This window comes from Brevibacillus sp. NPDC058079 (genome assembly GCF_042885155.1).
GTDB lineage: Bacteria > Bacillota > Bacilli > Brevibacillales > Brevibacillaceae > Brevibacillus.
On record NZ_JBHVSO010000012.1, the window covers coordinates 13356 to 32534 of the forward strand.

Sequence of the window (19179 nt, forward strand, 5' to 3'; positions counted from 1 at the left end):
GATCTGAAGCTACCCTTCTTTTAAAGCATTTTCCAATTCAAGAATCTTCATCCCTGTAACGGCTGCTTGAAGTTCAAGTTGTTTGCGCGCATCCTCGCTGTCCGCTGCGGCCGCTTGGAGGTGTAAGCTCCGCTGCTCATCGCGCAATCGTTCCAACTCGGCACGCTTCGGGTAGTTATTCACTTGTTTGATGTAGTCACCGATCTCTAATTCAGATACGTCGTTGTTGCACTCCATCATGGCCAATCCCGAGGCTAATTGCTTTAACAAATCGTCTTGCACATAATGTATAAACTTTCCAGGGTCTTCCGGGTTTCCCTCTGCATAGTAGGCGTACAGGTAGGCAGCCAGCGCATCGTGTTCATCCACTTGAAAGTGGGCGCTGCATTCTTGTTGGACGCGGGCGGCTATTTCTTCGTTCCGCATCATGTAGTAAAGCAGCATGCGCTCAGCCGTGTGATAAGCGGGTGGCAGTGTTTTCGCGAGCGTAACTTTGCCATTATTTATACTATTATTCCATGCTGGCGTCACTTTATCCCTTTGGCGCTCACTTTTTTGCTGATTATAAGCGCGTTTGGACTCCCATTTGAGATCACCGAGAGTAAGGGAGTATTCTTCTGCCAATTGCCGTTGATACATGTCCCGTTCCACCGGGCTGTTGAGCTCGTTGATGATCTCGACCGCCTTCGCGATTAAGCGAGCTTTGTCCGTCTCATCTTTTATTACGAACTGACTGCGTAAATGTTTCAGACGGAAAGCCGTAATTGGCATCGCCTGTAACAATACCTGCTGGGAAAATGCTTCAGCCCCATGCTGGCGGATGTAATCATCCGGGTCTACTCCTTGTGGAAGTGGAGCAACTCGAACGATCAAACCGGCTTGCTGCAAAACGTGAATCGCTTTGCTCGTTGCTTCTTGTCCTGCAGCATCTCCGTCATAACAAAGTACGACTGATTCTGTATTGCGACGAAGAATTCTGGCCTGCTGCTCCGTCAAGGCTGTTCCCAAAGTGGCAATGCCTTGCATAAAACCCGCCTGCCATGCCGATATGACATCGACATATCCTTCAAACAACAGCGCCTCTTTTCTCTTTCTAATAATGGGGCGCGCACGATGAAGATTAAACAGCGTAGCGCTTTTGTTGAACAAAAGGCTTTCCGGGCTATTCAGATACTTGGGTTGAGACTTTTGGTTGGAATTGGGGTTCGATCCTTGCAGTAAGCGCCCACCAAATCCGATGACGTTACCTTGGGAATCCTGGATCGGAAACATGATACGACCTCGAAAGCGATCAAAGATTTTTCCTGCTTCGCTCCTGGCCAAAAGCCCTGCTTCCACCATCAATTCCTGCGAAAATCCCCGCTTTGTCAACTGCTGCGTCACGAAATCCCAGGAATCCGGGGCGAATCCGATTTGGTATTCGGCGATTGTCGCCTCAGACATTCCGCGCTTCGCGAGATACTTCATCGCTTCTGCGCCATAAGGGGTTTTCGTAAGCACGTAGTGGTAGAGGCGTGAAACGAACGTATGCGCTTCCTGCATCGCATGTTTCATCCGTTTTTCAGGTGATTCCTCTACTTGCTGCGGCTGGGGCACAGCTATCCCGGCACGCTCCGCCAATTTGTGCAGTGCCTCTGGAAAAGTCAATTGCTCCAGTTTCATTAAAAAGGAAAAGATATCCCCACCTGCTCCACAGCCAAAGCAATGAAAAAACTGTCGCTCTGCATTTACGTTGAAGGAAGGGCTCTTTTCAGAGTGAAACGGACATAGACCGAGAAAGGCACGACCGCTTTTTCTCAGTTGAACGTACTCTCCTACAACGTCTACGATGTCGACAGCGGCACGCACTTGATTTACAAATTCATCTGAAGTGGGACCAGTCATGTCTTTCCACCTTTATAAGGAGAATCGCACGTGAGAATATTTAGTTCGTCAAAATTCGTCAATTTCCTTCTTTGCATCAAACTTCTTTTCTTCTTTTCTACTTTTCCACATTTCTAAGTGCAATAAACGCTGAGAAACTCACGTATGATAAGTACCTCGGCTAATTGATTTTCTACAAAAAACGTCAAAATCCTTCTTTCGGCCTATTTCCTTTCATTACGGAGATTGTTTTTTCTAATCATCTCCAAAATGATGTTTGCCGTTTCTTCCACTGCCTTGTTGGATACATCGATCACGGTACATCCGAGGCGCTCAATAATGCGCTTGGAATAAGCCAGTTCTTCGGCAATCCGTTCGAGATTGGCGTAATTTGCTTGTGCAGTCAATCCCAGTGCCTTCAGACGCTCTGTCCGAATGCCGTTCAGCTGCTCCGGGTTGATGGTAAGTCCAATACACCGTTCTATTGGCAGTTGGAACAATTCTTCTGGCGGCTCTACTTCCGGGACAAGCGGAACATTGGCAACCTTAAGTCGCTTGTTAGCCAAATACATGGAAAGAGGCGTCTTGGAAGTACGCGAAACGCCGATCAAAACAACATCTGCGCGCAACAGGCCGCGTGGGTCCCGACCATCGTCGTATTTGACAGCAAACTCGATGGCGTCTACTTTGCGGAAATACTCTTCATCCAGTCGGCGTACCAAGCCCGGTTTTCCTGTTGGTGGCTCTTCCAACATGCCCTGCAATGTATTCATCAGAGGTCCCATTACATCAAGTGCTGGAATTCCGTGAATAGCAGCTTGTTGTGTAATATACGCATTCAGCTCCGGAATGACCAGAGTGAACACGATCATTGCCCGCGATTCTTTTGCCGAAGCAATAATTTCGTCAATGGATTCCTTGTCTTCTATATACGGATACTTTTGTACATCAAACAAAAAACGATCAAACTGACTAGCTCCTGCGCGAACGACAAGTTCGGCCGTTTCGCCGATGGAGTCTGAGACTACATAGATGAGCTGTCCTTGCTGTTTACCTTGCATCGCTTCTCCTCCTACACTTTCGGTTCGCTACCCAATTCTACAAATGCTTTCGCGATCGTCGTCTTGGTGACGCGCCCCAACAGCTCCATTTGCTTCGGATCTTCCTCGCTCGGCCTGACAACAGGCAGAGAATCGATCTGAAAATCAATCAGCTTTTTGGCGGCTGCGTACAAGGTCTCATCAGGTGCGCATGTAATGATATTCGGCATCCTAGACATGATAATACTGACCGGCACATCCTCCAGCGTCTTATTGCCTAAAGAAGCCCGCAGGAGGTCTTTTCGTGAGATCACGCCAGCCAAATATCCTTTTTGATTGACGACGAATAACGTGCCAACATCCTCCAAAAAGAGGGTAACGATGGCGTCGTAAGCCGAGGCGGATTCGGAAACCACGATCGGTACCGCCTTGTAGTCATTGACGAGAAGCTTGTGAAGCCGTTCACTTATGACTGAGCTTGCGGGTCTGCCGGCATAAAAATACCCGACCCGAGGTCTGGCTTCTAGATATCCTGACATTGTGAGGATGGATAAATCAGGGCGTAGCGTCGCGCGAGTCAAATTCAGTCGCTCCGCGATATGCTCTCCTGTTATCGGTCCGTCATCCTTCACTATCTGTAAGATGTGCTCTTGTCGTTTGGTAAGCTCGATGACCAATCACCCCGGTTCTGTCTTTACCTCTTCCTAGTATTACTCTATTCGACGGGATATTCCTTCTTTCACGCGGAAAAAAGGTGCCCCCGCCTGATTTTCAGACGAAGGGCACCGGTTTTATTTTGTTTACGCGAATACAACTTTGGAAAAATCTGCGTAGCGATAAAGCACACGAGAAAGCTGCAAGAGAAGTCCCAGACGATTCGCACGAACAGCCTGATCTTCGGCCATAACCATTACCTTATCAAAGAATGCGTTGATCGGCTGGCGCAAGGTTGACAAGGTAGCGAGCACCTTCTCTTGATCCTTCAGACCCTCTACATCCTTTTGAACAGCTTGGAATGCCTGATACAAGGCACGTTCTACATCTTCTGCGAACAGAGCTTCGCTGACTTGGTCTGCTTCCGCTTTTTGTGCCAGATTGTTCACCCGGTTAAACTGCTCCACAATCAGCTTGAATTCCTCTGTTTGTACCGCTCTCATCAATGCTTTAGCTTTTGCCAGCACCTCTGGAACCAGTGTCAGGTCGGCAGCAAGAACGGCATCGATGACATCGTAGCGAACGCCATGATCCTGCAAGACGTTTTTCAAACGGAGTGCGAAGAAGTCTACGAGGTCTTTTTTCACGTCTTCTGCCGCTCTCTTGTTTACGCCTTGCGTTACATAGCCTTCCATCGCAGCATTCCACAGATCGGCAAGGGAAATTTGCCAGTCGCGCTCTACCAAAATCGTAACGATCCCCGCTGCCATTCGGCGCAGGCCATACGGGTCCTGTGAGCCAGTAGGCACAATACCGATCGAGAAGCAGCCTACGATCGTGTCCATCTTGTCAGCCAGACTGACGATAGCGCCTTGGGCGGAAGCAGGCATTTTGTCCCCTGCAAAACGCGGGAGGTAATGCTCGAATACGCCACTTGCGACAACGTCGGACTCTCCCGCTTTGCGCGCGTAATCTTCACCCATAATCCCTTGCAGTTCAGGGAATTCACCTACCATGTTGGTAACGAGGTCAAATTTTGCGATTTCTGCAATACGGTCTACCTGTTTGGTTTCTTCCGCGCTCACACCCAGCTTGCTTGCAATTTGCGCAGCTGTTTTGCGTACACGGCGAACTTTATCACCGATTGTTCCCAGCTCTTCATGGTAAACGATTGTCTCCAAACGTTTCAGGCAGCTCTCAATGGACAACTTTTGGTCTTCCACGTAGAAGAAACGAGCATCGGACAGGCGTGCGCGAAGGACTTTTTCATTCCCTTTCGCTACGTTTTCCAGAGCGCGGCTGTCTCCGTTACGCACTGTCACAAAATGATTCAGCAATTGGCCCTGAGCGTTTTCAACAGGGAAATAACGCTGGTGCTCACGCATGGAGGTAACCAAAACCTCACGTGGAATGGAAAGGAATTCTTGCTCAAACGTACCATAAAGAGCGGTAGGATATTCTACAAGATGGACTACCTCATCCAGAAGTCCTTCGTCCATTGGAATCGTCCAGCCATTTTCCTTCTCCAAGCGATGAATTTGTTCTACAATCGCTGCTCTGCGCTCGTCGGGATTCACCATGACATACTGCTCAGCCAGCTTGCTCACGTATTCGCTTGGGTGATTCAACGTAACCTCTGTTCCCAAGAAGCGGTGTCCACGAGTAACGCGCCCACTTTTTACGCCTGCAATCTCCAGATCGATCAATTCATCGCCGAACAAAGCAACCAGCCAACGAATCGGACGAAGGTATTTCAAATCGCGTGCGCCCCAGCGCATGTTTTTCGGGAAGCTCATACCGGTGATTACTTCAGCCAGTTGCGGCAAAAGCTCGGTAGTCGGTTTTCCCGCTTCGGATTTGCGTGCATGAACATACTCGATTCCGTTTACTTCTTTATAATACAGTTGGTCAGGCTCAACATTGTTGCTTCTTGCAAAGCCGAGTGCTGCCTTGGACCAGTTGCCCGCTTCATCTTGTGCGATTTTGCGTGCAGGGCCTTTCGCTTCATCATTGCGGTCAGGCTGCTTTTCTGCCAATCCATTGATCAACAGGGCAAAACGACGAGGTGTCTCCAATGCCGTAATTTGATCAAACGGCACACGCTCAGCAGTCAGCCACTTTTCTACTTTTTCCTTGAATTGTGCCGCTGCTTGTGCAACAAAACGAGCAGGCATTTCTTCCAAACCAACCTCTACGAGTAGATCGCGCTTACTCATTTGTATCCTCTCCCTTCACCTGATTCACTAGATCCGCAGCGTCTGCATTGCCTTTTTGCAAAAGCGGGAAACCGAGGCGCTCACGCTCTTTATAGTAGGTTTGTGCTACTTCACGAGACAGATTGCGTACACGAGCGATATAGCCCGTACGCTCCGTCACACTGATCGCTCCACGCGCATCAAGCAAGTTGAAGGTGTGAGAGCATTTCAATACGTAGTCATAAGCCGGGTAAACCAGTCGCTCCGCCATCAGTCTTTTTGCTTCTGCCTCATACGTATTGTAGAGAGAGAACAGCATGTCGACATCAGACAGCTCGAATGTGTATTTGGAATGCTCGTATTCTGGTTGCAAGAATACATCTCCGTACGTATACCCGTTGCACCATTCCAGATCGAACACATTTTCTTTCTCCTGAATATAGGAAGCCAAACGCTCCAGTCCGTAAGTCAGCTCGACTGCCACTGGTTTACATTCCAGACCGCCCACTTGCTGGAAGTACGTGAACTGAGTGATCTCCATTCCGTCTAGCCAAACTTCCCAGCCTAAGCCCCATGCTCCGAGACCAGGGTGCTCCCAGTTGTCCTCTACAAATCGGATATCATGCTCTAGTGGATCGATTCCGAGTTCGCGCAAGCTCTCCAGGTACAGCTCCTGAATATTGTCCGGCGATGGCTTCATGATTACTTGGAACTGGTGATGCTGGTACAAACGGTTCGGGTTTTCCCCATAGCGTCCGTCAGCCGGGCGACGGGAAGGCTCTACATATGCCACATTCCACGGCTCAGGCCCAATGGAACGAAGGAAGGTCATTGGGTTTAGCGTACCTGCCCCTTTTTCAACGTCATATGGCTGGACAATGAGACAGTTTTGCTTTGCCCAAAAGTTTTGCAGCGTCAAAATGATGTCTTGAAATGTCATTTTCATGCTTTATCCTCCTCTAAACTTATTAGAACTTGACTTTAAGTCGAAACTAAAAAAACCTCCCGCCTCTACACTGCCTGAAGCGACAGTGTAGGGACGAGAGGATTCTCGCGGTTCCACCCTACTTGGCGAATGACTTCTTCGCCCACCTTACAATTAAATTGCTCCAGAACGCCCTTCATCAGCATGGTGACCGGGCTCCCACTATCCCCGATTCGCTATTCACAGCCAGTGGCCGACTACTCTTTTCCTTCATGGCAACATTCGGTATACAAGTTTGGTTCTTATCATAACGAAAACAAATTCGTATGTCAATTAGTCCTGATCTGATTGCGTCATTCTTTCCATACGCTCCAGTTGTTCCAGAAATGCTCGACTTTTCAGCCTGATATCCAGATACTCGTCCATGAAACTCCGTAGCACATGCTTGAGCTGGTTACGAGTAGCTGGTTTTACTTCAATGTCACCAAGCCGCTCCAAATCAAATACCTGGAACAGCCGTAACAGCTTCCAGGTAGAGGGTGTAACCGCCATGGCATACGGATCGGAAGGCTGGCAAACTGGGCACAACAGGCCACCCTGTCCCACACTGATTGCATAGGGCTCGCGCTGTTCGCCACAGTTTACACACGCCGTGAGCTGCGGGGAGATCCCCGCTACAATTAGCATTTTGGTCTCAAAAATACGACACAGGATCTCAGCATCTCGTCCTTCATCCAAATAGCGGAACGTATGAAGGAGTAGCTGAAACAAGTAGGGATTCGGCTCCTTTTCCTGCGTCAGTCGATCCAACAGTTCTGCTATGTATGCGGCATAAGCCGTAGCAGTCAGGCTTTGCCGCATATCCCGGAACGAATCCAGCATATCTCCCTGAGAAAGATCGGGCATTCCTGTACCGGGTCCTGCCTTGCATAGATAATAACTATGCGAAAACAACTGGGAGACGGCGGCAAGACGACTTTTGGTCTTTTTGGCACCACGGGCCATCACGCCTAATTTGCCGTTCTCCCGGGTAAACAATGTCACCACTTTACTGGACTCACCATAGTCCACACTGCGAATGACAATCCCTTCCCACTTTACAAGCATGCCTGCGTGTCACCCAATTCTTCCTGGGCGAGATCAAACGAGGCTTCCTCGCTGGAAACATCCGTTTGATGGTGATCACGGTAGAGAAGGTAAGCATGGATGTCACCGGTTGAAGCGAAAACTCTCCAAGAAAAGTCACGAAGCATGGAGCATCATCCTTTCCTATATCGGGTCTATCCACTTCCTTCTTAGAATCACCTTTGCCCGTTATTCTATGCCTTGGAAAAATTAACACATCGTGATGGGAATATTATTGCTCGTCGTAGAAACCGAAGTTACGCAGCATCCGCTCTTGGTTGCGCCAATCCTTTTTCACTTTGATCCAGAGCTCCAAAAATACTTGGTCCCCCATCAAGCGCTCGATATCCTTGCGCGCACGTTGACCGATTTCTTTGAGCATCTGACCTTTTTGCCCGATCAAAATACCGCGCTGGGAATCCCGCTCTACGTAAATGGCTGCGTAAATGTAAAGCGTTTTACCATTTTCGCCTCGCTTCATTTCTTCAATTACGACAGCGATGGAGTGAGGTACCTCTTCTCTCGTCAAATGCAGAACTTTTTCCCGAATCAATTCGGCTGCTACAAAGCGTTCCGGATGGTCTGTCACCTGATCTGCAGGGTAATACATCGGGCCTTCTTCCATTTCACCCAAAATAGCCTGCTGCAATGAACCTGTATTGTTACCTTCCAATGCAGAGATTGGAACAATTTGCTTGAAATCATACAATTTGCGGTAATCGTCAATAATTGGCAACAATGCTTCCGGGTGCACCTTGTCAATTTTGTTGATGACCAAAAATACTGGCGTTTTGACCTGCTTCAACCGTTCGATGATGTAGTCGTCCCCGGCTCCGCGTTTTTCTGTTGCATCGACAACAAACAAAACGAGGTCAACTTCGTTCAATGTATTTTCGGCAACCGAAACCATGTAGTTTCCGAGCTTGGATTGAGGCTTGTGAATCCCCGGTGTATCCAAGAAAATAATTTGACCCTCTTCTGTCGTATGCACCGCCGTAATTTTGTTGCGTGTCGTTTGCGGCTTATTCGACATGATGGCGATTTTATGTCCCACAATATGATTCAACAGTGTTGATTTTCCAACATTTGGCCGTCCCACAATGGAGACAAAGCCAGATTTAAACGATTGCTTGGTCTTGCGATTATCCACGTAAATCCTCCTTGGTGAATGCGCCTGGAAGCAGGGCAGATACTGTCGTTTCCCAAATGTCGCCTTTGAGATTCGTCAAAAATACAGGCATGTCCGGCGGGCACAGCTCCGCTATGACTTGTCGGCAAGCCCCACATGGTGATACAGCTTGCGGTGTATCGGCAGCGACGGCTAACGCTTTGTAAGTCCGATCGCCTTCTGAGTACGCTTTAAAAAGAGCCGTACGCTCAGCACAGTTGCACAGCGAGTACGCTGCATTTTCAATATTGCCTCCCAAATAAACCTTGCCACTCTCAGCTAAAAGAGCTGCTCCTACCTGAAACTTGGAGTACGGTACATAAGCGAGCTCTCTGGCTTCGATTGCTTGTGCTAATAATGATTGTTTATCCATTCTCATCATTCCTCATATGATTGATCTTTAACATCATTCCACAACAGAATGTGTCCAATGAGACACGAAGAAACCAGACTGAAAGGTCAACTACAATGACCCGTCCGGTACCTCATTTTGGCTTATGAAAAAATTTCTTCTTCTCTACTAGTAAAAACTATCCCCATACTTTTTGCAACAGTGGCTGTCCAAATACGAGAACTCCGATGATAAGGGACAGGATCGCGGCCACAAGCACAGCTCCTGCTCCCACATCTTTGGCAATCTTCGCCTTGGCGTGCCATTCCGGGGAAGCTAAATCAACGACTGCTTCAATCGCGGTATTTACCAGCTCAAGGGAGAAGACCAGACCGATAGAAAAAAGGACCAGCAAAACATCGCTGCGGGGTATCTGCAGCCACCACGCTGCCGCTAACACCACAATGGCAGCGGCTACGTGGATTTGCATGTTTCGCTGTGTCCGTACGGTATAGGAAATCCCTTGCAGAGCGTAGGTGAAGCTGCGAGTCAATCGTCGCCATTCCTTCAACGTAATCTCCTACCTCGTCAAGCCGATTTCTTCCAGCACCTTTTCTTGACGTGAAAACATTTCCTTCTCTTCTTCTGGCGTCCCATGATCATAGCCCAGAAGGTGAAGAAAACCATGAACCGTGAGAAATCCGAGTTCGCGTTCGAATGAATGGCCATAGTCTTCAGCCTGCTCATGTGCTTTTGGCACCGAGATGATAATATCTCCAAGCATATTTGGAAACTCGTTTGCTTCATCCTCATCAATGAAGATTTCCATTTCCCCTTCACCCGGCTCGTTCATCGCAAAGGACAGAACATCCGTAGGCCGATCAACGCCACGATAGTCGCGATTCAGCTCGTGGATGCGCTCGTTGTTCACCAGCGTGACAACTACTTCTCCTTGTACGTCTTCCAGCTTTGCCGCTGCTTCCAGGCAACGGACAAGCAGGTTTTGCAAATTCTCATCGATCGGTTCGATTTCTTCATGAAGGATTTCTACAGATAACACAGGTAAACGATCTCCTTTTTGTGACGCCATTTATTAATAGCCGTGATCTACTTCTTCCTTGGCATAGGCAGCGATGATTTTTTGTACCAGACTGTGACGAACGACGTCTCCTTCTTGGAAATGGATAAAGGCTACATCGGAAATCGGATTTAAGATGCGCTGTGCTTCGCGCAGTCCGGATTTCTTGCCTTTTGGCAAATCCACCTGGGTTACATCACCCGTAATGACCATTTTGGAACCAAAGCCAAGCCTGGTCAAAAACATTTTCATTTGCTCGGGAGTTGTGTTCTGGGCTTCATCCAAAATGACAAAGGAATCTTCGAGCGTACGACCACGCATGTACGCCAAAGGTGCAACCTCAATGAGTCCACGTTCCATCATTTTGGCGACTTGTTCATTGCCCAGCATGTCGTACAAGGCATCATAGAGCGGACGCAGGTAAGGGTCTACTTTTTCCTGCAAATCTCCTGGCAAAAATCCAAGGCTCTCCCCCGCTTCTACGGCCGGTCTGGTAAGAACGATCCGTTTGACACGCCCATTTTTCAACGCATTTACTGCTGTGACAACAGCCAAATACGTTTTTCCGGTACCAGCTGGTCCAATTCCAAACACAATGTCATGCTTCTTGATCGCAGACAAGTAATGACGCTGTCCCAAAGTCTTTGCCCTGATTACTTTGCCACGTTGGGTACGAGCGACTTCTTCATCATACACATCGAGCAGTTGGGCACCTTCTCCCCGTTCAATCAACGACATCGCATAAGAGATGTCTCGTTCGGACAGGGCAATCCCTCTGCGAATCAACTGTAGCAGAATTTCAATCAACTCTGTCAGTTTGTCCACTTCCGGCTTATCCCCGCTAATAACCAGTTCGCCTTCTCGGGTCATGATTTTGGCGGAACTTCTTTGCTCGATCAGTGTTAGGTACGCGTCATGTGGTCCGAACAACAGCAAGGCCTCAGATGCGTCTGAAAACGGGATTCTTACCTCATCTTGTACGTGCAACAGGCTTCCATCTCCTTGCAACGGTAATCAGCAATGCGTCATTTGCTTGCCATCCCTCACTGCCCAACGAAAGGCTGTTCAATGGCAATATCTTCAATGACGGAAAAATGAATGCTTACGTAAACTTTACCATTCTCTGTTGTGACGTGCAAAACTTTTTCGTCCTGAATGAACGCATCTTTTCCAGCTTTTTTCAAGATATCCTCCCTGGCGAATTTTTTAGCCAGTTCCGTCGCTTCCTCCACGCTCATTTCTGTTTGAACGGGTGCTGTTTGCGCGTACGTTACTGTCTTCCAGCCAAGTGGTGAGGTATATCCCGCATACGAGGGCAAAAACCGTTGTTCTGCCATTTCGGCTTGTGCAAAGGACTGTTTTTCAAATGGCCATACGTATATCGCATAAGGGCCTACAAGCAGGTATTGATGCTCCAGCTTTTCTCCTGTCAAACGTTGCATCGTTTGTTTTAGCGGGACCGATGTGTTGCTCATATACCACACTTCCCCTTGCACCTTGCCTCGTGCCGATACGGCTTGTTGACGGGCGTCATTGCCAATGATCCCGGAAATGAGTACTTGGCCTTTTTCCACCAATTGATTGCTCACAACCTGACTGCGACCAACCTCTGGGAGAATTTTATGGACGACAGCCCTCTTTTTTGCAACAAGATGACGGGGACCTGTTGCAAGCGGTTTTACGGGAGCCTCTTTTTCAACCACTTGAAGCATGACCTTGGTTCCTTGAATCTCGATTCCAACCCAGGACGCTTCAGGCAGCAGACTCAACAGCTCTTTTTGCAAAACCAACGGTTCTTTTAGTTTGACCTTCCATGCCCCTTCTTTAATCCCCACTTGTTCGGCGGCTTGAATCACTCGTCGTGGATCAACCATTTTTGTCCCACTCACTTCTACACTCCAAACAAAAGAGGAGAGCATGTACAATCCGATGAAAAAAAGAGCAGCCCCAATTGCCAATCCAGATCGTCTGCGTAACCGCAGCAGCCAGAAAGGCAGCCCGTCTCTTGCCTCGACGTGACTACGACAGCCTGTCTCTTTTAAAAGCGGCCGTAAACGAAAATAATCACGAATCAAAATATCGCAGCGAGTCACCTCTTCTCCTACCCTGCGAATATTCCAGATTCGAATCCCATCCCGTACGGCCATATTCAGCATCCGCTCAAACCGTTTTCCCCGAACGGTAATAGTTACATGTCCATCCACCCACTCCTTGATTCCATTCCGCATACGTGCCGCCCCCTCCCTCTACCAAAGATTACGAGCTCTGTGGTCCCGTCTCCAAAAATTTCACGCCACCGATTCTGCCTTCTAACAAAACCTCCTCAGGCAAAATCGCTCGGATGACAAGCTGTTCACCTGAAACAATCATTTGACCGTTCGTCAACAGTAAGCGAAGCTCTTTTTCGCTAAAATGCAAGACTCCTCGATGATTCTCTATATACATTTGCAAATGACCGATCATCGTGATGCGCGGGACTTCCAGGACTACATCTTGCGGCAGATCCAACACCCCTCCGGCCAGCTGGCGCAGACGGCGGCTCCAACGCTTCATGGATTAGCCCCCCTTCTCGTTCTATATATTGGCGAATATGACGATCTCATCTGTTTGCAGGTGCAAAACCATTCTTATCTATGCGTATGCACGAGCATAAAGAGGCATTCATCAAAAACAGCCACAAAAAAGAGCCCTCGTCGCTCGCGATTTCGCAAGCAGTTGAGAACTCCGTCTTTGAAATACTTCCAACAAAACCCATCGATTATTTGCTTTCTTTTGCAGTAGAAACAAGCTCTTTTTCTTTTGTAAGCGCCTTCCATTTTTTCATGACTCGTTTTACTTTCTCAGCTGAACAACCGCACGCGATCGCCGTTTCATATATCGATTTGTTTTCGAAGATGGCAAGCCGAATCACTTTTTGACGAAACCGCCCCATTTGTTCAAAAATTTGTTGATTCATCGCTTGACCTCTACCCCTTCTTCTATTGGGAGAATTTTCTTTACATTCAGGATAGTCAACAAGGATACGAGAAACAAGACAAGTTATTCGATATATTTCGACATAAGACATTGCTTATCAATAAAAAAAACAGGCGAACCGAAGTTCACCTGTTTGACTAGCTACTATTATAAAATTTTTCTTTGTCGAACCTGCTGGGCGTACGGTGCTTTTGAGCGCGGCTCTCCAAAAATGAGCGCCCATTTCATCCCATCACGTGGATTACCGTGTTTCGATGTGAGTGTTCCCACTCGTTCCGAATCAGCGACCTTCATCGGTTCCGCTTGCTTCACGGTGATGGTTGGACCCGTTGAAGCACGAGCTGTACTGGAGAATGCCCATTCCTGCTCGACTCCAATCCCTTCCATCGATTCTCGCTGAAGTGGCTCGTATTTGGAGGATGCCCGCACCGTCTCTCTGCCGTAATCCTCCGTTTCCATAGGGATATCCGACGTTGTGGCCGGGGTAAGCGGAGGCATTTTTTTGCCTTGAGACATCTTCTTCTTTCCGGCTTTGCCAAGAGCTTTATATCCCAAGTAGCCAAGGATGACAAACCAGAACTTGCCGATGAGCGGGATGACCCACTCGACTAAATCCAGTAAATCTACGACGAGATCCATGAGATCTTCCATGGCAATCGCCCTTATTCTTTCTCGTCTGGCAAAGCAGGATCTTGTTTGTCACCTGCATGCCCGAAGGATTGACGCATTTGTGTATCAGCAGCAATGTTTTGCATGTTGTAATAATCCATTACGCCCATTTTGCCACTTTTCAATGCTTCGGACAAAGCAAGTGGTACTTGTGCTTCTGCTTCTACTACTTTTGCCTTCATTTCTTGTACACGCGCAATCATTTCCTGCTCTTGGGCTACCGCCATGGCACGACGCTCTTCCGCTTTCGCTTGAGCAATACGTTTATCTGCTTCGGCTTGGTCGGTTTGCAATTGTGCCCCGATGTTCTTTCCTACATCCACGTCCGCAATATCAATCGAGAGAATTTCAAAAGCAGTTCCGGCATCCAAGCCTTTATTCAATACCGTTTTAGAGATCAGATCCGGATTTTCCAATACGTCCTTATGTCCTTTTGACGAACCAATGGTCGATACGATCCCCTCACCTACGCGAGCGATAATCGTTTCTTCACCAGCACCACCGACCAATCGATCGATGTTGGCACGAACTGTTACTTTTGCACGAGTGCGCAGCTCGATACCGTCCTTTGCCATTGCTGCTACCACAGGTGTTTCAATCACTTTCGGGTTAACGCTCATTTGTACCGCTTCCAATACATCACGACCAGCCAGATCAATTGCTGCTGCTCGTTCGAAGCCAAGTGGAATATCTGCGCGTTGTGCTGCTACGAGCGCATCTACTACACGGTCTACGTTACCGCCTGCGAGATAATGGCTCTCCAATTGATTTGTATCCAGCTGCAAGCCAGCTTTACGCGCTTTAATCAACGGATTTACGATACGAGATGGTACGACGCGACGCAAGCGCATTGCGACGAGGGTAATAATCCCAATATTCACACCGGAAGCCAGTGCAGAAATCCAGAGCATAACTGGTACGAACGAGAAGAAAACTGAAAGTACGACGATGGCTACTGCCACCATAAAAATAAGGGGAATCAAACCGCCTTCAAACATGAAGAGCTCACTCCTTTTGTTCTAGTTCGGCAACGACGATACGCGTGCCTTCTACTTGCACCACGGTGATGGTGGTACCCGCTTCAATGAAACCACCAACCGATACTGCATCCACTCGTTTTCCTTCCACCTTGACGACCCCTGCTGGGCGCAATGGAGTTAGGGCGATGCCTGATTTTCCTTCCAGCTCACGCTGATCGCGCGGAGCTACGTATCCTTCTTCATTGCGCTGCGTGTCACCCAAGACAAACTTGTTGAATAGACCTTTGACCCCGTACTTCTTCACTAGCATGAACGCTACAATTGCCGTGATCAGAGCAGCTACACCCAGTGACGCAAGCCCTTGCTGCGTGTCATAGGCTGCCATTACGAGACCTGTCACAATACTCACGAAGCCAATCGCACCGACAATGCCGCCCGGAAGAAAAATTTCCAGAAGCATCAGTAAGATTCCGATGACAAACAGTCCGATGTGCAACCAGTTGGCAAATCCCGCTACATAATGTCCAAAGAAGTATAGACTGAACGCGACGAGCGAAATCGTCCCTGCGACACCAAAGCCAGGGGCAAACAGTTCTACTACAATTCCGCCCAATCCAATGATGAGCAGAAGACTCATCACAATGGGACTCGTCACCAATCTAGCGACTAGCTCTCCACCTGTTGGCTCAATCGCCTGAAGGGAATCTGGCTGAATACCGAGCTTTTTGAGCAGCTCTTCCTTATTGGACACCACATCATCCGCATAACCTAACCGCTTCGCTTGTTGGGCATCGAGAGAAAGCACCGTGCCTTTTGGCTTTAATCCTGGGAATTCTGTATCGATTTCCACCATCGCGCGAGCAACGTCAGGATTGCGATTGTTCAATTCAGCTGCCGCTCTCATTTTATTGCTCCAACCGGAAATGAACTTGATATCTGCTGCATTCCCTGCCAGGTCAATCGGTGCGGCTGCTCCCATGCTACTGCCTGGAGTCATAATAATTTCATTTGCATTCAAGGCGATGTAAGTTCCCGCTGAAAAAGCCTGGTTATCAATATAGGCTATCACATGCATGGGAGCCTGACGGATTAACTGTCCAATCTGGTCGGCAGCGTTCACTTCGCCACCTGGCGTATTGATATGCAAGATAACAAGGTCTGCCTGCTGCTCCTGTGCGTCAGCAAATGCTCTGTGCAAAAAGCTCTCCAACCCTCGCTCGATCGTGCTATCTACTGGAATCCATACAGCTTTTTGATAGGTCTGGGCTGTAGTGGATGCGGGAGCAAGAAGCATCGTCATTCCCATGATCAGGCAAAGAAGTGAAAAAAGCAATCGCACGCGGCTTTTTACTAGCCTTGCTGCACTCATTGCATGTACCTCCTTTCCTTCTATCAGCTTCAACGTATGTGCAATAAGGTATACGAAAGAGGGGGCCAATTGTTTCATATTTATTTCACATCTTGGAAAAAAAGAAAAACCCAACCTTTACAGGTTGAGTTTTTCTGTTCGTATCTATATGAGGTGTTACTCTCGTCTACGATGGTAGTTCCTCAGATACAATCTTTTGCACGAGGTTTCCGTCTGCTCTGCCTTTCACTTTCGGCATGATCGCACCCATCACTTTGCCCATCTCCTTTTTGGAGGAGGCATTGGTAGCTGCGATACCTTCCCGAACGATATCACGAATTTCGTCTTCGCTAAGCTGAGCGGGTAAGTAAGCGGAGAGCACGTCGATCTCTTCGCGCGTTTTCGAGGCAAGTTCCACGCGGCCTGCCTTCTCAAATTCGTGGAGGGATTCACGGCGTTGTTTTAACTCACGAGTCAAGATGGTCAGCACTTCGTCTTCAGACAAAAGTCTGCCCTTGTTAATCTCTTCGTTCTTTAATGCGGCTTTCACCATGCGAATAACAGAGAGTTTTAGAGCAGCTCTGTCCTTCATTGCTTGCTTCATATCTTGATCGAGTCGCTCCATTACACTCATGATGAGCCCTCCGTCAATTAAAACTTGCGTTTGCGAGCTGCTTCGGATTTCTTCTTGCGCTTAATGCTAGGCTTCTCAAAGTGGCGACGTTTACGCAGTTCCGCCATCACCCCGGATTTTGCGCTTTCACGCTTGAAGCGGCGAAGTGCGCTATCCAAAGACTCGTTTTTCTTGACTCGAATTTCTGCCATTTGTCTTCCCTCCCTCCGCTAAAACCGTGGGACGCCTGAGTCGAACGTACGAACAGACTGTCACACTTCATTATAGGATAGATGACTAAAGAAGGTCAACCTTTAGTTCAATTTTATTCGTAAAAACCGGACAAAAGGTGATAATGGATATGGAAAACCTCTTGTCCACCCTCTTTACCACAGTTGTTAATCAGGCGAAAACCTGGCAGTTCCAGCTTTTTCGCCAAGAGTTGTGCTACATGGTGGATATGCCCAATCAGCGGCAGGTCCTCGGCGCTTACATCCATTAGCGTAGGAATTGGCTTACGCGGGATAATCAACAAGTGAACGCGTGCTTTTGGTGCAATATCGTGGATGACAATGACGTGCTCGTCCTCATACTCGATACGAGCAGGAATTTCACCGTCCATGATTTTGGTAAAAATACTTTTTTCCATGGGAGACTCCTTTCTTCCTCAGTATGTGGATAGTTATGTATGTAAGAATTGATCGTATCACATTCCCTCACTTTTGTCTTGCGGCGCTACCTAACGCATGGTAGCATGACTTCGAGGTTGAAACTGGATTACAAAAGGAGTTCGTGCAGATGAAACCAATTGCACTGGATCAGGCAGCAATCAACGCAGAAGGGATTTTGCTCGCTGGTTCCCCAGAGCTTGCCTTGTCATCCGTTCACTTTGATACCCGCGAGCTAACTGCGGGATCTTTGTTTGTAGCGCTGACAGGCGGCGCACGGGATGGGCATGATTTTTTGTTACAAGCAGCTGAACAAGGAGCTGTAGCTGCACTCGTTTCGAATCAGGAGAAGATTCCTGCGAACTTGCCAAACGATTTTGGGTTAATTCTCGTCAATGATACACTGCGTGGCTTTCAAAAGCTGGCTGCCGCTTATCGGAAAAGCTTTTCGTTCCCTCGCATCGCCATTACCGGAAGTATCGGAAAAACAACCGTGAAGGACATCGTGGCCCATGTACTTGGGAGCCGTTCGCCCGTATACAAGACGTATAAAAACTTCAACAACCACCTCGGTGTACCTTTGTCGTTGTTGCAGATGGAAGAAAAACATCAAGCTGCTGTACTAGAGCTCGGGATGAACCACGCCGGGGAAATCGATCTGCTTGCTTCGCTCGTGCAGCCAGATATTAGCGTGATTACATTTATCGGAGAGTCTCATATTGAGCATTTTGGCACGCGTGAAAAAATTGCTCTCGCAAAGGCGGAGCTGCTTCCTCATACTGCTCTTGACGGGCTTGTGCTGCTCAACAAAGATTCCGAATATCTGCGATTGATAGCCCATCTGTATCCGGGTGAGATCATGTTCTACTCTGTTAATGAGAAGGCTGATATTTGGGCGGAACAAATCGAAACGGTTGAGGGTGGGACCCGCTTCAACGTGTGCTTTGCTTCCGGGGAGCATTTCGAGGCATTCCTGCCGTTACATGGCCGCCACAGTGTCCTGAATGCACTGCCTGCTGTCGCAATTGCCAAGAGGCTCGGAATGGATACAGAGCAAATCGCTTACGCCTTGTCCACCGTCCAGCTCTCCGCCATGCGGTTTGAGCAAATTCACTCCAAGCACGGTACTGTGTATATCAGTGATGCCTACAATGCCAGCCCTGTCTCCATGGAGACTGCCGTACGGACTTTTGCTGAGCTGTACCCTGAGCGCGCAAGAGTCGTCGTGTTAGGTGACATGTATGAGCTCGGTCCAGAAAGTGCCGCTATGCACGCTGGCGTCGGAGCCTCAATTCAGGACATCGCTGAGCGCTTTGAGCTGCTCGTGACAGTCGGTGAGAATACACGCCATCTCCATGATGCTTACAAGGGGAACAAGCTGCACTTCGCCACAAAAGCAGAGGCACTGCGTGCATTACTGCCGCTACGCGATGACAAGCACGCTTTTCTGTTTAAAGCCTCCAAAGGTATGTCATTATGGACGCTTATCACTGAATTGGAAGGTCACGAATAATAGAAAAGAACAGCCGTCTCTCGTTAACGGGAG

Annotated in this window: 22 protein-coding genes; 1 reads left to right on the forward strand and 21 read right to left on the reverse strand. The window is 48.4% G+C overall.

The window, feature by feature from the left end; genetic code table 11:
* Positions 1-9: 9 nt before the first annotated feature.
* From dnaG to ACFVS2_RS27605, 21 genes are all read right to left on the reverse strand, one after another.
* Entirely contained in the window at positions 10-1884 is a 1875-nt protein-coding gene (gene dnaG, locus ACFVS2_RS27505; protein ID WP_173620708.1) for a DNA primase, read from the reverse strand.
* A 203-nt stretch (positions 1885-2087) separates the two neighbouring features.
* A complete protein-coding gene (locus tag ACFVS2_RS27510; protein WP_173620707.1) occupies positions 2088-2924 on the reverse strand; it encodes a pyruvate, water dikinase regulatory protein in 837 nt (278 codons plus the stop codon).
* Positions 2925-2935: 11 nt separating this feature from the next.
* Positions 2936-3580, reverse strand: a complete 645-nt coding sequence (gene ccpN, locus ACFVS2_RS27515) for a transcriptional regulator CcpN (RefSeq protein ID WP_012685777.1) — start codon at positions 3578-3580, stop codon at positions 2936-2938.
* A 123-nt stretch (positions 3581-3703) separates the two neighbouring features.
* Entirely contained in the window at positions 3704-5773 is a 2070-nt protein-coding gene (gene glyS, locus ACFVS2_RS27520; RefSeq protein WP_390239562.1) for a glycine--tRNA ligase subunit beta, read from the reverse strand.
* Positions 5766-6692, reverse strand: coding sequence for a glycine--tRNA ligase subunit alpha (gene glyQ / locus ACFVS2_RS27525; RefSeq protein ID WP_370642748.1), 927 nt, complete (start codon positions 6690-6692; stop codon positions 5766-5768). Before glyQ ends, glyS begins: the two co-directional genes overlap by 8 nt.
* A gap of 318 nt (positions 6693-7010) precedes the next feature.
* Positions 7011-7784, reverse strand: a complete 774-nt coding sequence (gene recO, locus ACFVS2_RS27530) for a DNA repair protein RecO (RefSeq protein WP_173620704.1) — start codon at positions 7782-7784, stop codon at positions 7011-7013.
* The gene (locus ACFVS2_RS27535; protein WP_007727602.1) at positions 7775-7930 is read right to left on the reverse strand and encodes a YqzL family protein; all 156 of its coding nucleotides are present in this window, start codon (positions 7928-7930) and stop codon (positions 7775-7777) included. The genes recO and ACFVS2_RS27535 overlap by 10 nt, the downstream gene beginning before the upstream one ends.
* A gap of 104 nt (positions 7931-8034) precedes the next feature.
* Positions 8035-8952 carry a GTPase Era gene (era, locus tag ACFVS2_RS27540; RefSeq protein ID WP_047072508.1) on the reverse strand — a complete coding sequence of 306 codons (918 nt, stop codon included), beginning with the start codon at positions 8950-8952 and terminating at the stop codon, positions 8035-8037.
* A complete protein-coding gene (locus tag ACFVS2_RS27545; RefSeq protein ID WP_007727606.1) occupies positions 8945-9343 on the reverse strand; it encodes a cytidine deaminase in 399 nt (132 codons plus the stop codon). The genes era and ACFVS2_RS27545 overlap by 8 nt, the downstream gene beginning before the upstream one ends.
* 157 nt (positions 9344-9500) lie before the next feature.
* Positions 9501-9872, reverse strand: coding sequence for a diacylglycerol kinase family protein (locus tag ACFVS2_RS27550; RefSeq protein WP_390239563.1), 372 nt, complete (start codon positions 9870-9872; stop codon positions 9501-9503).
* Positions 9873-9881: 9 nt separating this feature from the next.
* Positions 9882-10361, reverse strand: a complete 480-nt coding sequence (gene ybeY / locus ACFVS2_RS27555) for an rRNA maturation RNase YbeY (protein ID WP_173620702.1) — start codon at positions 10359-10361, stop codon at positions 9882-9884.
* A 33-nt stretch (positions 10362-10394) separates the two neighbouring features.
* Entirely contained in the window at positions 10395-11366 is a 972-nt protein-coding gene (locus ACFVS2_RS27560; RefSeq protein ID WP_173620701.1) for a PhoH family protein, read from the reverse strand.
* A gap of 56 nt (positions 11367-11422) precedes the next feature.
* Entirely contained in the window at positions 11423-12607 is a 1185-nt protein-coding gene (gene yqfD, locus ACFVS2_RS27565; RefSeq protein WP_173620700.1) for a sporulation protein YqfD, read from the reverse strand.
* A gap of 28 nt (positions 12608-12635) precedes the next feature.
* Positions 12636-12932 (reverse strand): sporulation protein YqfC, encoded by a 297-nt coding sequence (gene yqfC, locus ACFVS2_RS27570; protein ID WP_007727617.1) that lies wholly within the window; start codon positions 12930-12932, stop codon positions 12636-12638.
* Positions 12933-13137: 205 nt separating this feature from the next.
* Positions 13138-13335 carry a sigma-70 family RNA polymerase sigma factor gene (locus tag ACFVS2_RS27575; RefSeq protein WP_390239564.1) on the reverse strand — a complete coding sequence of 66 codons (198 nt, stop codon included), beginning with the start codon at positions 13333-13335 and terminating at the stop codon, positions 13138-13140.
* A 167-nt stretch (positions 13336-13502) separates the two neighbouring features.
* Positions 13503-14006, reverse strand: coding sequence for a hypothetical protein (locus ACFVS2_RS27580; RefSeq protein ID WP_390239565.1), 504 nt, complete (start codon positions 14004-14006; stop codon positions 13503-13505).
* An 11-nt stretch (positions 14007-14017) separates the two neighbouring features.
* Entirely contained in the window at positions 14018-15022 is a 1005-nt protein-coding gene (gene floA, locus ACFVS2_RS27585) for a flotillin-like protein FloA (protein WP_012685765.1), read from the reverse strand.
* A gap of 7 nt (positions 15023-15029) precedes the next feature.
* Entirely contained in the window at positions 15030-16373 is a 1344-nt protein-coding gene (locus ACFVS2_RS27590; protein WP_390239566.1) for an NfeD family protein, read from the reverse strand.
* 166 nt (positions 16374-16539) lie between these two features.
* On the reverse strand, positions 16540-16986 hold the full coding sequence (locus ACFVS2_RS27595; protein ID WP_007727628.1) for a GatB/YqeY domain-containing protein: 447 nt from the start codon (positions 16984-16986) through the stop codon (positions 16540-16542).
* Positions 16987-17003: 17 nt separating this feature from the next.
* On the reverse strand, positions 17004-17177 hold the full coding sequence (gene rpsU, locus ACFVS2_RS27600) for a 30S ribosomal protein S21 (RefSeq protein ID WP_007727630.1): 174 nt from the start codon (positions 17175-17177) through the stop codon (positions 17004-17006).
* Between the two features lie 113 nt (positions 17178-17290).
* The gene (locus ACFVS2_RS27605; protein ID WP_012685763.1) at positions 17291-17614 is read right to left on the reverse strand and encodes a histidine triad nucleotide-binding protein; all 324 of its coding nucleotides are present in this window, start codon (positions 17612-17614) and stop codon (positions 17291-17293) included.
* Positions 17615-17763: 149 nt separating this feature from the next.
* On the opposite strand from ACFVS2_RS27605, the gene ACFVS2_RS27610 reads away from it, so the two are divergent.
* Complete coding sequence (locus ACFVS2_RS27610) at positions 17764-19146, forward strand: UDP-N-acetylmuramoyl-tripeptide--D-alanyl-D-alanine ligase (RefSeq protein WP_390239567.1); 1383 nt, start codon at positions 17764-17766, stop codon at positions 19144-19146.
* The last annotated feature ends 33 nt before the right edge of the window (positions 19147-19179 follow it).